Annotated in this window: 15 protein-coding genes; 9 read left to right on the forward strand and 6 right to left on the reverse strand. The window is 34.4% G+C overall.

The annotated features are described in order from the left end of the window. Positions 1-808 precede the first annotated feature (808 nt). Complete coding sequence (locus tag AAGU22_RS03940; protein WP_458720933.1) at positions 809-1,117, forward strand: hypothetical protein; 309 nt, start codon at positions 809-811, stop codon at positions 1,115-1,117. A gap of 13 nt (positions 1,118-1,130) precedes the next feature. Here the strand turns inward: AAGU22_RS03940 and AAGU22_RS03945 are convergent, their stop codons facing one another. Continuing rightward, the gene (locus tag AAGU22_RS03945) at positions 1,131-2,171 is read right to left on the reverse strand and encodes an NAD(P)/FAD-dependent oxidoreductase (RefSeq protein WP_458720934.1); all 1,041 of its coding nucleotides are present in this window, start codon (positions 2,169-2,171) and stop codon (positions 1,131-1,133) included. Between the two features lie 208 nt (positions 2,172-2,379). Here AAGU22_RS03945 and AAGU22_RS03950 point away from each other — a divergent pair, with 208 nt between their 5' ends. Then, positions 2,380-3,252 carry a NosD domain-containing protein gene (locus AAGU22_RS03950; protein WP_458720935.1) on the forward strand — a complete coding sequence of 291 codons (873 nt, stop codon included), beginning with the start codon at positions 2,380-2,382 and terminating at the stop codon, positions 3,250-3,252. Between the two features lie 111 nt (positions 3,253-3,363). Next, positions 3,364-4,284, forward strand: a complete 921-nt coding sequence (locus AAGU22_RS03955; RefSeq protein WP_458720936.1) for a hypothetical protein — start codon at positions 3,364-3,366, stop codon at positions 4,282-4,284. Between the two features lie 42 nt (positions 4,285-4,326). Here AAGU22_RS03955 and AAGU22_RS03960 read toward each other — a convergent pair whose 3' ends face one another. The 3 genes from AAGU22_RS03960 to cobO are packed head-to-tail and all read right to left on the reverse strand — an operon-like array spanning position 4,327 to position 5,910. Continuing rightward, positions 4,327-4,506, reverse strand: coding sequence for an RNA-protein complex protein Nop10 (locus AAGU22_RS03960; RefSeq protein ID WP_458720937.1), 180 nt, complete (start codon positions 4,504-4,506; stop codon positions 4,327-4,329). Between the two features lie 14 nt (positions 4,507-4,520). Beyond that, positions 4,521-5,330 (reverse strand): translation initiation factor IF-2 subunit alpha, encoded by an 810-nt coding sequence (locus AAGU22_RS03965; RefSeq protein WP_458720938.1) that lies wholly within the window; start codon positions 5,328-5,330, stop codon positions 4,521-4,523. A gap of 49 nt (positions 5,331-5,379) precedes the next feature. After that, positions 5,380-5,910 (reverse strand): cob(I)yrinic acid a,c-diamide adenosyltransferase, encoded by a 531-nt coding sequence (gene cobO, locus AAGU22_RS03970; protein ID WP_458720939.1) that lies wholly within the window; start codon positions 5,908-5,910, stop codon positions 5,380-5,382. A 658-nt stretch (positions 5,911-6,568) separates the two neighbouring features. Here cobO and AAGU22_RS03975 point away from each other — a divergent pair. Further along, complete coding sequence (locus tag AAGU22_RS03975; protein WP_458720940.1) at positions 6,569-7,054, forward strand: hypothetical protein; 486 nt, start codon at positions 6,569-6,571, stop codon at positions 7,052-7,054. Here AAGU22_RS03975 and AAGU22_RS03980 read toward each other — a convergent pair. Beyond that, on the reverse strand, positions 7,047-8,183 hold the full coding sequence (locus AAGU22_RS03980; protein ID WP_458720941.1) for an NAD(P)-binding domain-containing protein: 1,137 nt from the start codon (positions 8,181-8,183) through the stop codon (positions 7,047-7,049). The two genes, AAGU22_RS03975 and AAGU22_RS03980, sit on opposite strands and share 8 nt — an antisense overlap. A 102-nt stretch (positions 8,184-8,285) precedes the next feature. After that, positions 8,286-8,978, reverse strand: coding sequence for a P-loop NTPase family protein (locus AAGU22_RS03985; protein ID WP_458721735.1), 693 nt, complete (start codon positions 8,976-8,978; stop codon positions 8,286-8,288). Between the two features lie 58 nt (positions 8,979-9,036). Here AAGU22_RS03985 and AAGU22_RS03990 point away from each other — a divergent pair, with 58 nt between their 5' ends. The 5 genes from AAGU22_RS03990 (at position 9,037) to AAGU22_RS04010 (ending at position 13,827) form a co-directional block, all read left to right on the forward strand. Further along, positions 9,037-9,303, forward strand: a complete 267-nt coding sequence (locus tag AAGU22_RS03990; RefSeq protein WP_196818427.1) for an LSM domain-containing protein — start codon at positions 9,037-9,039, stop codon at positions 9,301-9,303. A gap of 39 nt (positions 9,304-9,342) precedes the next feature. Then, complete coding sequence (gene metK, locus AAGU22_RS03995) at positions 9,343-10,503, forward strand: methionine adenosyltransferase (RefSeq protein WP_458721736.1); 1,161 nt, start codon at positions 9,343-9,345, stop codon at positions 10,501-10,503. A gap of 56 nt (positions 10,504-10,559) precedes the next feature. After that, positions 10,560-11,741, forward strand: coding sequence for a cobalt-precorrin-5B (C(1))-methyltransferase (locus AAGU22_RS04000; RefSeq protein ID WP_458720942.1), 1,182 nt, complete (start codon positions 10,560-10,562; stop codon positions 11,739-11,741). A gap of 245 nt (positions 11,742-11,986) precedes the next feature. Continuing rightward, entirely contained in the window at positions 11,987-13,069 is a 1,083-nt protein-coding gene (locus AAGU22_RS04005) for a cobalt-precorrin 5A hydrolase (RefSeq protein ID WP_458720943.1), read from the forward strand. After that, entirely contained in the window at positions 13,066-13,827 is a 762-nt protein-coding gene (locus tag AAGU22_RS04010) for a sirohydrochlorin chelatase (RefSeq protein WP_458720944.1), read from the forward strand. The genes AAGU22_RS04005 and AAGU22_RS04010 overlap by 4 nt, the downstream gene beginning before the upstream one ends. Positions 13,828-13,832: the final 5 nt, after the last annotated feature.

Below are 13,832 nucleotides of genomic sequence, written 5' to 3' on the forward strand. Positions count from 1 at the left end.
CCACAATTTCTGCTTAAGAATTTTTTGTATTTATATAATTTCTAAGTAGTTACACGTGGAATTCTTGTAATGGGAAATTATTTGGTATTTTGTTCTTAACTTTTTGAACAAAAAATGAATTTGGATCACGCCATATATTACTTTTTTAACTGCTTTTAGTCGCGTATTCTAACTATTACCTTAGCCCAATTAAAATATATTAATTTTATTGTTATATTTTGATGATATTCCAAATTAACATTTGTTGATACAGTGGATTAGCATTAGGTGCTGAATGTTTTATCAATTTTATATATTCATCTATTATTCTGAATTGTATGTTATATCCAGTGTCAAATATGGCAAATAAGCACGACACTTTAGCATATATTCGTGGCCTAACTTTTGAATATAAGAAATCTTAACGACTACCAAAATGTGAATATATCTATCTATTCCACCCAACGTAAAACTTAATCGCATTATTGCCTTTTTTGATTGGCAAAGGACGCCCAAACTCTTTACAAATAAAAATTTTAAAATACCTCTACCTATTAGCACATTTGGAAAAAATACTTGTTTAATATGAATTTTTATTTGATTTTCTAGATTAAAAATTCCTGTTAATCGCAAAACTAAATTAGAGAACCCTAATTAATACTCATAATAGATGATACCAAAAATATCCAAAGTATTCTTTAGGCGACGATGGTTAGATTTTAGGAATGGGCATAGTATATATCTCGTATTTTTATTAACTTTTATTAACTTTATCTTAATATCGTACAACTTTTTAATAAAGCAATTACCGTTTGGAATTGGTGATTACATGACCCTTCCTATGTTCATACTTTTGTTCGCTTTGATCTACATTCCTACCGCCATTACTCTAGGTGTTTGGCATAGAAAGCATCAATATTCTGTAGAAAATGAAGCTTTGCTAAGACAAAACTGGATGTGGGCTTGGATTAGCCAATACCAAATAAGATTGATTAAGGGTAAAACGAATCCAAAGGAGGATGAATATATTATTAAATATTTAAATGATATCTTGATAAGGACAAATAAGAGTGAGTTATTGGGGGATGATAATATTTCCAAGTTACCCAAAGAAGAAAAATCTGAAGACAAAAAGTAGTTTACATTAGGGCTCAAAGAGCATTTACCAATCTCCTCATTTTTTCAAAGTCGATTTCAAAACCAAACCTCTTTTCATCCTTCTTCATGTTCTTGTACATGCTCAATAATAAATTAAAATGCTTCACAGTACTTAATTTCCCGTCCATTTTGAGTCTAACAATTCGGTAAACATCATAGTAATAGTTGAATTTCTTTAGAATTTTTTCCCTGTATTGTTTATGATCAAATTTCACTTTATTGTTCTTGTTGTCCTCCATCACTTGCAAAAATATTTCACAGCTTAGCAATGATGGGATAATGCCTTCACCAAGCATTGGAAACACCGTACCTATAGATTCTCCTATGCCTATGATTTTTCCGTCATAAAAAGGTTCCATCAGCTTGGGTGGTGCAAGTCGTATGGGCCTGCCAATTTTTCTGATTATCCGCGCATCCGGGTGAGTGTCTAAGAATTCTTTTACCCCGTGATATTTCCTGTCAATATCTCCTGCCCCCATAAAACCCGCGCCTTTACTTAAAGGAAAGTACCAAAAGTACCCTCTCGCACCCTTATATCCTATAACATGAAATTCATCAATATCTTGAATGTTTTCAACCATATACTCATACGCTGGAATCACAAAATCTTCTCGGGGTTTAGGTAGAAATTTCCTGTGGAAACCTGTACAATCTAAAACATAATCATATTTATCTATGGGAAACGTCTTTTTATCACAGTTAATACCATACTCTACCGTGATACCAGCGAGCAAATCACTCTCCCATTGCTTCTTATTGTAGGTAACTAGTCCATCTAAATCAAGAAACTCCTCTTTTTGATTTGGCAATCCCATTCTTAGTCTTTTTCCTACATGAAAAACATAATTATCAAAATTAAGCCCTGCCTTATTAGAGAAGTATTCTAACATATGTCTTGACGCTCCCCATGCACATACCGGCCAGTGCATTTCTTTCTTATTTGATTCAAAGATAGTTATTTCGTGGCCAATTTTATGTAACATCCCGCCTAGATAACTTCCTGCTACGCCGGCTCCAATCACAGCTATCTTCAATTGATATAGTTAGGCTCGTAATAATATTAATATTTGTATACCCTTATATGAAATATGTACCCGAGTGATCGATTATATATAACGATTTATTACAAAAAAAGTTCTAATCAATCTGATTATTATTTATTTATATCTGATAGAAAGTAATCTTGAGTTACGTAAAAACAACAGTTTCCCATATATATTATACAATTGATTGTTTGTTTGAATGAATAACAAAATATATCTCATGGCGGCATTAATTGCATTTGCATCTGTTGGTGCTTTGTTAATACAACCAACTGTAGCATCAGCACAAAGCAGCATGATAGACAATATTTTGAACAGTGCTCTCCCCTCCTCTGATACTAATGATAATAATCAACCATCACAAGAAAATAGCAGCAGCAGCAGCAGCGCAGTCCCATTAAGCACCAGCTTATCTTGTGGTCAAGTTATTAAACAAAGTGTAAAACTGACAGCCAACCTTGATTGTAAGACTGATGGCATAATTGTAGGTGCTGATGGTATTACAATAGATTTGAATGGATTTACATTAAGTGGTCCAGGAGAAAAGAGTTCTAAGGTCGGAATCATGTTTGCAGACAACGATGGCGTAACTGTTCAAGGTCCAGGAACTATTAAGAGCTTCCAAGCAGGTGCATTATTCTCAGGTGGAGAAGACAACAAAATTTCAAGAGTCACATTCACAGAAAATGAAATCGCAGTATTTGAAACAGGATCAAAGAATGTAGTAATTGAAGACAATCTAATGTTTGGAAACAGCATTGGTGTAGCAGCTCACTCCTCATCAGGCTCACAGTTAACCACAAACCTATTCAAAGCAAATGACTTAGCAGGTGTGACATTAGTTAACTCCGCAAGCAATGAGTTGTCAATGAATACAATCCAAGGGTCTGTTAACGGTATCTTCCTAGATGGCCAAAGCACAAAGAACAACGTGAATTCAAATAACGTATTGCAAAACCGTGGTGTAGATTTGAATAACGGTAACGGTCTACCAACAAACATAAATGACAACGTGTTCAGCGACAATAACTGTAATACATCTGTCCCAGACGGTTTATGTTTGGGTAGATAAACCTCCCTTTTTCTTTTTAAATAGGACGATATCTAAAATTTCATTTTCAATTTAAAAATCGATCGGCATTTTAGAAATATATTTATTTTATCGCAGATTAACAGACTTGTTATGAATATTAACCCTCCCCTTGAAAGAGTCGCTTTTGTTTCCCTATCTTTTATCATCGTACCAATCTTTATTCTGGCATTTTCGAGTCCCCAATTGACTTCAGAAATTTATATACATGGCCAAGAAACGAATTCTTCTAATAATGATGAATTCTTATTAAACATCAATCAAACTTATCTATCTTTAATTCCATTAATGATCGAGGAAGTTCAAAACACCAACGCCAGCGATATTCCTATCAAACAAATAATGGAGGCTACTCCTTCCAACGCAACAGCCCTCCAAGATATTGTCAAAAATAATTCTAATAAAACTGCTCAAAACAATGACAGTGCTACTTTAAACAATGCTACTGTCAACAACAGCAACCCAGCTAGACCTCAGGATCTCATTCCAGTCGTTGTTAATATGACTCAAAACACCAACGCCAGCGATATTCCTATCAAAAATGTAATTAATACTGTTCCTTCCAACGCAACAGCCCTCCAAGATATTGTCAAAAATAATTCTAATAAAACTGCTCAAAACAATGACAGTGCTACTTTAAACAATGCTACTGTCAACAACAGCAACCCAGCTAGACCTCAGGATCTCATTCCAGTCGTTGTTAATATGACTCAAAACACCAACGCCAGCGATATTCCTATCAAAAATGTAATTAATACTGTTCCTTCCAACGCAACAGCCCTCCAAGATATTGTCAAAAATAATTCTAATAAAACTGCTCAAAACAATGACAGTGCTACTTTAAACAATGCTACTGTCAACAACAGCAACCCAGCTAGACCTCAGGATCTCATTCCAGTCGTTGTTAATATGACTCAAAACACCAACGCCAGTGACTTGGGATTTATGCGAATTATTAATGCATTACCAGGATACGATACCTCTGAATCAAATAATGCGAATTTCCTAAAATGATATTACATATGAGAATTTGAAATAATGATCAAATGATATTTTTTATATCTGACCATTTACCGAATTGTCTGTGTAGGCATCCATAATTCGATACCTTATATACTTGTCATCAAGCGAAAATTTCGGAGGATGTGGATCATTAGTCTCAGACTTACAAATTGGACATTTATCTTTTAACGTATATTGCTTGCACAATCTACAAATTCTAATCCGGTGTTTCATATCTGTTCGATTGGTTAAATGTTTGTATGAGTTTTCTTTGATTCTTCCCTTGTAAATTTAAAAATACCCGAATTTTTTTCTATATTCGTCTTTATTTTTTCTATAGCATGATTGAGTGCTTTCTCGGCAATTTTAAAATTTTCCGCTGTAACTGTGATCCTGTATTTTGGGGCACCTATATAGGTTATATCTATTTTAGAATTATTTTTGGATCCATCTACAGATCCTAAAATATTCTTGATGGTGTCGATACCGTCACCCTTCCTTACAGTAATATCTAAAACTGCCCTGACTTCAATATGTGGGATCTGAATCTTCTTACTTTCTAGTTCTATTGCATCAATGACTTCTGGTTTTAAATCAAGAGTAGATAATACTTCAGGCCCTTTAATGGCTACTGCTTCAAATGCATCATAGATGAAATCATATTTCTGACTTATTTTTTCTTCAATCTCTCTTATACTATTTTGATCATAGCCTAGATTAGTCTTTATAACGTCCATAAAATTAGCGCCCTTTTCGTCTTTTTTTACTTCCATAACTTTCGCCTTCTTTTCTTCGCCAGTAACCTGCTTTAACGAAAGGTCTACCTCTGACCTTATTGGATTAACTCTGATTACCTTGAGGACTGTTTTTTGCTTAGCCTTTACATACCTCTCAATATTTCTGATCCAGCCCGTAGCAATTTCTGATATATGTAAAAACGCAGTAAGATTGTCATACTCGTCAAGGGTTACATATGCTCCATGACCCGTAACTTCTTTGATTGTAACTATAACTATTTCTCCCAAATCGGGGAGTTTTTTGGTTTCTGAAATACTCACTATGTTTAAACCAATTTGTTAGATTAATTAATTTTGCTTTTATGAACTTCTAATAATCAATGCCTTTTTTCGCCTTAATCCCTTTTTTATATGGGTGTTTGATTTCTTTCATTTCCGTAACCAAATCAGCAATCTGAAGTATGTTGTCCGTCAAGTGGTTCCCAGTCAATATTACAGTTACATCAGGTGGTTTTGAATCTAAGAGGGAAATAATCTCTTTTTCTTCTACTAATCCAAGCTTCAAAGCATAATTAATTTCGTCCAATATGACAATACTATATTTTCCAGAATCTATTTTCTCCTTAGCGATTGCCAAAGCATTTTTAGATGATTCTACATGCTCCATAAAATCATGATCATCGTCTATTATACCAACGAATCCTTTTCCTGTTATTACTAATTCAAAATTTGGTTTTAATCTGTTTGAGCTATATATTTCTCCGTAATTCCACTCTCCCTTTATGAACTGAATCATACAGACATTCAATTCGTATCCTATTGCTCTTAAGGCAACACCTAAAGCTGCAGTAGTCTTACCTTTTCCCTTACCATAATATACAATTATTAATCCTTTATCCATAGTCGTCTCCCATAGTGGTGATTCAAGTTTACTCGATATCTCTATTTATTATGTTCATCTAATGCGAATGACATCTAATGACCCCTGGTTTCACTATGACGTCAATATGTATTTACCATATCATTAAAATTCATTTTCAAGCCCTACATGGCCGTTGTATAAGTAGGAAAATTATGCACGGGAAGAATCGAATTCAAAAAAATTGGCCGATCGCAATTGATTTAAATCAACTCTACCACTTATTGGTTTTATAATTATAACCTGTGTCCCAGTTAACGCCAAGCAAGATTAAGTTTACCATAGAAAATGACTTTTGCAGATTAGTAACTTTTTTTAAAGATAAACCACACGGTACCCGTTTCACACATCTACAAAGACAATTTTTTTTATATTTCAACCGATTAAAAAGCAAAAAATTATTCAACATTAAGAAAAATCCTAATGTCAGTTTAACTGTGGATATTTACATATCAAATTTGAAGTAGGGGTTCATTGTAAATGGGTAGTCAGAATAGTCAAAAATGATCAAATATATGACAAAATTTATCTGCTTTTTTATAGCAAGTTTGAGTGGGTTCGAAATGATCCGTGGAATGAAGGGGAGTCTCCTTTTTTAAATTAAAACTTTAAACAAATGTTTGTTGGGGAATTAACTGATTTGTACATTAAATTTCGATTGGAGCAAGCAGCTGGAGTTGTCTGTAAAGCTATCTATCCAATCCCTGTTTCTTCGTTTAAAGGAAAAGGTACGGAGGTTGCTGTTTGTACACTTTCGAGTATGGCCCTTTTGAAAAAGATTTCTAGTGATGCTATCATGGACAAGCTTTTAATTGTAGGGCGTTTATTTTCTGAAAACAAAGGAATAGAGCAGCTAATTCAGTTTTGCACAACTTCTCCAGCTATGAGATATTTGATTTTGTGCGGAAAAGATACTAACGGTCATTACCCAGCGGACGCATTGATGAATTTAATGCATTTTGGATTAGATGAACAGAACAAAATAATAGGAACCAAGGCACCTTATCCATTTATAAGATGCCATCCAAAATTAGTTAACAAATTTAGGGAGCAAATAAAACTAATTGATATGCGCGAATGTTATGATATGGATAAAATAATTAAGACTGTGAACAATCTCATTTAATTTTCTTACTATAGAGTAGTTGATTTGGTTCTACTTCTTGTGTCTTTCTATCTTTACTAATTGCTACAGACCCTATACTACCTCTTTTCTCTCTACTTTGGATGTATTCTCTATAGTCCTCATCAATCTCCATGGCTGCTTGAAGTATTTTGCTTCTTATTGTGTTAGATGAATTGATAAACATCCTTGTATCTTTGGGAAGACAGTGACCTCCTATTCCATCCCTAGGTTCTAGAACTTCTACATTCCATTTTGTATTGAGTGATTCACGTAATTCAGAAAAATTGATGCTGTTAGACTTGCAATAGAGGTAAAGCTCTTCTGCAAATGCTATTTGAAGATATCTATGAGCATTTTCTACTATTTTTGTTAATTCTGCTACTTCAACTGACGATACTGGATGCATTGGAATTGATAGAGTTTTTATCCCAGTGGTTTTTGCCCTTGCTACTGTTGTTGAGGGAATAGTTACATGACTATTATTTGTCGGTTGATTCAAATGGTTATTTGAATTGATGCTAACTTTTGTATTATTGTTGTCAATTAGGGGTGTTTTTGATAATTCAGCCTTTGTTGTTTCTGTTGTCTGTGGTACTACTTCCCGTCCATCATAAAAGTTAAGACCGTGTTGCAAGCAGCAGTTGCTCACACCTCCTACAATACGTAATTGATTAACACCGTGAACCTCTTCTTCTAATGCATACCATCTATGTGGTGCATGTACAACGTGTAGTCTATGGTCTACTTTTTCAAATACTTTTTTAGATGTACCTTTTGGTATAGTGCTTTCAATTGATATTAGTGCGCCTGTTTTAGCTTCTCTAGATAACTTTTCAACTACAGACATCAAACCATCTACTTGTGGTGTAAACATATCATCTGGTCTATGTGTAGATACACAGATAATTAGTACGTCAAAATCACCAAAGTTGGATGCTTGCTTTATTCCATAGTTGGCTTCAGCTGATTGCATGGTTTTTTGATTTATATCATATCCATAAGTATCAAAACCATGTTCTTTAACATATTTTGCAACTGGAAGACCAAGTTGGCCAAGTCCTATGATAACTACTTTGTTGTAGTTGTTTTTATAATTATAATTATACATTCTTTTGATTTCTTCTTTCAACTACCGTAAAAGAATACATAATGATTTCTTATGATTCTATCATTCTTTAAATCTATTACTTTTTACTATAATAATTTCCACTATGTTTTAAATCAAATGATGTTAAAATTTATCCAAGTTAATTGATAGTCTTGAATCGATTAAATGTTTGGGATGAATAAATTCACATTCGATCGTATTTTGGGTTCTTCTTTTGATACTTGCTTTTACGTGAACATACCTGATGATATCGTGGTAAAAAAGTTCATAATTTATTCTTTCTAGACTAGTCTCCTCAAATTTCTCAATTAGGGTACTTGTAAAAAATATGTTTATCCTTTTGGTTATGGCAATTAAAGCTATTTCTCTAATGAATCTTCTAACCTCTTGTCTGATATTCTTATTCTGATTGTAAAGAAACAAGGGGATCACATCATCAAAAATTACACAATCTATCTCTAATACCTTGATTCTTTTCAAAACAAGGATTAGCTTATCTGAATCATAGATTCTTTGATAAGTTATCTTCTTCAAAAAATTTTTTAGTTCCCCATCGTTGGCATTTGCTATCTTTAGAAGATATTCGTTAATTACTTCGGGCCGAAAATTTCCTGATCCATCTAGGTATAATGTTTTTTTACTTCGTATGCTATTTAATGAACATATCAAATATACCAGGTGGCTTCTGCCAGCACCTTTTTTACCAACCAACTCGATAAGTGTGCCATTTTGGGTCATTCTGAGCAAAAGACCATCTAATTTTTTTACTCCTGAATCTATGAGTTTAGATATTCTTTCATGAATAAAAATATTGATTTGTTATGCATCGATTCGTAAAGGAAGCTTTTTATTGTAGCCTAGGGTCTTTTCACAATTGAATAACAATATGGCAGCATCACCTTCACAACAACCTACGAAGAGACCATTAAATGTTTTACAGCGTTCTTTGAACAGAAAAGTTGCTGTAAGGTTAAAAAGCGAAATCGAATATAGAGGCAAAATGTCGAATGTAGATTCTTATATGAATCTGATTTTAGTTGACGCAGAAGAATTTGATGGATCTGATCTGTTAGCAAATTACGGTAAAGTCGTTATAAGAGGTAATAACGTGCTTTTCATTAAATTAGAGAAAGAATTCTAATAATTAGTACAATTTCTGAATTCTTGATTAATGATAATAATGCAACCACGAAAATATATATTTACATCTGAAAGTGTAACAGAAGGACATCCAGACAAGATATGTGATAGAATTTCTGACTCCATTCTTGATTCATTTCTAACTAATGATCCAAATGCTAGAGTAGCAGTCGAAACCATGACGACTACAGGGGTAGTCATAGTAGCAGGGGAGGTAACTTCTACCCATAGGATGGATGTCCAAGATATTGTAAGAAATGAAATAAACGATATTGGTTATAATAAACCTGAATACGGATTTGATGGAAATACGTGTTCGGTCTTAGTTTCACTTCATGAACAAAGCCCAGATATTTCCATTGGAGTTACATCAAATGGATTAAAAGAGCAGGGAGCAGGTGACCAAGGACTCATGTTTGGGTTTGCGATTAACGAAACCCCAGAGTATATGCCTTTGCCCATTACACTCGCTCATAATTTATCATTGCGTTTATCCGAAGTAAGGAAGAAAAAAGAATTGGATTGGGTTAGACCAGACGGCAAATCACAAGTTTCAATTCTATATGAGGACAACAAGCCAAAGTCTATTGATACTATTGTGTTGTCAACCCAACATTCTCCTGAAATCTCTCAAGAACAAATTAATGAGGAAATTACTAAATTTGTGATAAATCCTGTTTGCTCAAATTGGATTACTTCCGAAACAAAGGTGTTTGTCAATCCCACTGGTAGATTTGTTATTGGGGGACCACCTGGCGATACTGGATTGACAGGAAGAAAAATCATTGCTGATACCTACGGAGGGATGGGAAGGCATGGGGGAGGAGCTTTCTCAGGCAAAGATCCAACTAAAGTGGATAGATCTGCATGCTATATGGCCAGATACATTTCTAAAAATATCGTGGCAGCAGAATTGGCTACTAAATGTGAAGTTCAAATTGCATATGCTATAGGTGTAGCAAAACCCGTGTCAATTATGGTTGATACTTTTAAGACATCAAAAGTAGACGAAGAAAAAATAGAGGCTAAGGTTAAAGAATTATTTGATACTAGTCCAGCTGGCATCATTAGAACTCTCGATCTGAAAAGACCAATTTATAAAAAAACCTCTGCATATGGACATTTTGGACGTAGAGATGTTGACTTTAGTTGGGAAAAAACAGATAAAGCGGAAGCTTTGAAAAGCATTCATATCAATTAAATAATCATAAATTTTCTTTTGATATGCTTGCATGGTAATAAAGTCGATGAAAGGTCTTGAGCGAATCTGACGAGAAAATTTCTAATGATTTGTCTATCGCGGAAAGCGAACAGGATCTTCCTCAAGAAGTTAAAGAAAAAAAATTAAAAGGCCAACTTAAAACCGGTTATACCACTGGGACCTCAGCTGCTGCTGCTTCCAAATCAGCTCTTATCACTCTCTTAACGGGAAAGAGCGTCGAAGTTGTGCAGATTACATTACCAAAGGGTAAAATAGTTACACTCAAAGTTGCATGGACAAAAATCAATGAAAAGTCGATTACCTCTGCTGTGATTAAGGACGGTGGAGATGATCCTGATGTAACTCATGGTGCTGAAATTTGCTCTACTGTAGAAACAACAAGTAATAAAGGTGAAGTTAAAATCATTGGAGGGACTGGGGTGGGTAAAGTCACTAAACCCGGCCTTGGACTGTTATTAGGACAAGCTGCAATAAATCCAATACCAAAGAAAATGATAATCGAAGCTATACAAGAAGTATTAAATCTTTATCCCGAGGTAATTAAAAAGCAAGGATTGAAAGTAACAATCTCAGTTCCAAATGGGGAAGAAATAGCAAAGAAAACTGACAATCCCAGACTAGGTATACTTGGAGGGATTTCAATTCTAGGCACTACTGGCATAGTACTCCCTTATTCAACGGCTTCTTTTGCTGCCGCAATAAGACAGAGTTTGGATGTTGGAATAGCTCTAAGCGCAGATACTTTTATTCTTACGACAGGAGGCAGAAGTGAAGATTTTTGTAAAAGCTTGTTCGGTGATACATACGATGATCATTGTTATGTTCAGATGGGTGATTTTGCAGGCTATAGTGTAAAGCAATGCCACGACAAGAGAGTTAAGAAAGTGTTTATTGCTGGATTCATTGGAAAATTAACAAAAATAGCAATGGGAGTCAAACAAACCCATGTAAGAGGATCTCATGTCAATATGGAATTTATGGCTAAACTAGCAGAAGCAGTCGGTGCCTCTGAAAACGTTCTGAAACTAATTCTAGACGCTAATACTGCACGGCATGTCTCAGAAATAATTGACTCTCACCATATTAAGGGGTTTTATGATCTCATATGTAGTAACGCCGCTAGCCAGCTAAAAAATTACTCAAAAAACGAGTTATCCATAGATGTTATTATGTTCGACTTTGACGGATACGTCATTGGTAGATTCCCAAGTAATTGACGGCACTAGTTCTATGAACTAGCATATTTTAGTATATATTTGGATTCAGCAGGATTAGAGCGGTGATAAATTACTGATTCATAATATTTCATATTTTCACAACACTAAATTTCTATCATAAATCTTCATATTCCCTTTGGTCCAAAAGAGGTTATAGACCTGTATTATCAAATCTTAAGATACAAACCTATAATAAAATAGTCATTCTAATAAAATGGTAAAGTATAGGAGGATTATTTTAGGAATTGAATGAGAATATAAACAAAAAGGATATCGCTATTGTCGCTATAACTAAGAAAGGCATTGAAATCGCTAAGAGGATTCGGAATATGTTGAGCGAATCGGAAATCCATGTACCGGAAAAATTTAGAGACACGGATCCATCTATCATTTTCTTCTCAGAATCGGTAACGAATAGAATAGAATCACTTTTTCGTGGATATACTTCGCTAATTTGTATATTTTCATTAGGAGCAGTTATTCGGCTGATTTCGCCCCATTTGAAAGACAAGAGAAATGATCCGGCTGTAATTGTAATAGATGATACTGCAAAATTTGTCATAAGCACACTGTCTGGACATCTAGGTGGTGCTAACGAATTAACACTTAAAGTAGCTGAGATCCTAAATTCAATTCCAGTAATTACAACTGCAGCTGATGTAAACAAAACCATTGCCATCGATCTATTAGGAAAAAAATTTAATTGGGTTATTGATAATTATGAAAATGTAACAAAGGTCAGTGCCATGATGGTGAACGAAGAAAGAATCGGAGTGTATCAAGATACTGGAGAAAAGGATTGGTGGAATATGGATCAACTACCAAAGAATGTCGAAATGGTCACAATGATTACCGATTTGTTATCTAAAGAATATAAGGGCTCTATAATTATTACGGATAAGCTAGAGTCAAATAAATCACTGACTACTAAATCCGTAATATATAGACCAAAATCACTATATGTGGGGATCGGATTGCATTGGAATACCTCCAAGGAAACAATCGAGAAGGGCATAATAAGAGTTCTTGAAGAAAATGAGTTGAGTATAAAAAGCATAATGGCAATTACGTCCCTCGATAAAGGCAAACGTGTAGTTGGCTTGGATGATTTTTGCACTGCAAATGGTCTTCCTCTCCTTCTCTTTTCAAAAACTGAATTAAATGAGATACATGTCCCAAATCCATCTGATTTGGTTGGAAGATATGAAGGAACATCAAGCGTTTCTGAGGCCTCTTCATTGGCAGCCTCAGAGGGTATTTTAATAGTACCTAAACAAAAATTTCCACCAGATTTGACTGTCGCTATAAGTAGGGTGAAATATCAATGAAAAAAGCGTTGTTAATAATAGACCGAGGAAGCAAAATGAAGGAAGTTCAGGAAGAATTGCGAAATACTTGTGGCTTTATTAAACATAAAACCGACTATTCTTACGTTGATTACTGCTTCCTCGAAGTTATTCCACCTGACATTGATGAAGGAATTAGAAAATGCATTGATAGAGGCGTCGATTCCATAACTATTGTTCCCTACTTCCTATATCCTGGAATGAAACTTAAAGATGCTGTTACCCGAACTGCCTCAATTATTCATCAAGAAAAAAAGAAAATGGTAATATCAAAACCATTGTCCTATCAACCCATAATATCTGAAATAGTACTAAAGCGGGTAAACTCACTGATAGTCGAAAAGGGACTCGATAAGGAAAAAACGAACTTGTGTTTATTGTTAATAGGCCATGGTAGTAGCGATAAACGCGCTAGAGAAGCTTTTCTGTATACTGTTAATAGCTTGAAAAAAATATATATGCAGGTTAAATTTTGTTTCTTGGAATTAGAACCGCCAAATATTGACGAAGGTGTAAAGGAATGTTTAACTTCTAACCCAAATACGATAGTGGTAGTTCCATACTTTTTACATAAAGGGATCCATATTCAAAAGGACATCTTGGTTGAATTAGCTAATGCACAAGAAAAATATAGTTTTAACAGTTTGTTTATAACTGGACATATAGGAGTGGATCCTGCAGTAATAGATCTGGTAATCACATTAGCTAAGGAGGCCGAAATTAAAAGTGGAGTTTTCTGATACTA

The sequence above is a fragment of the Candidatus Nitrosocosmicus sp. R genome, assembly GCF_054408505.1.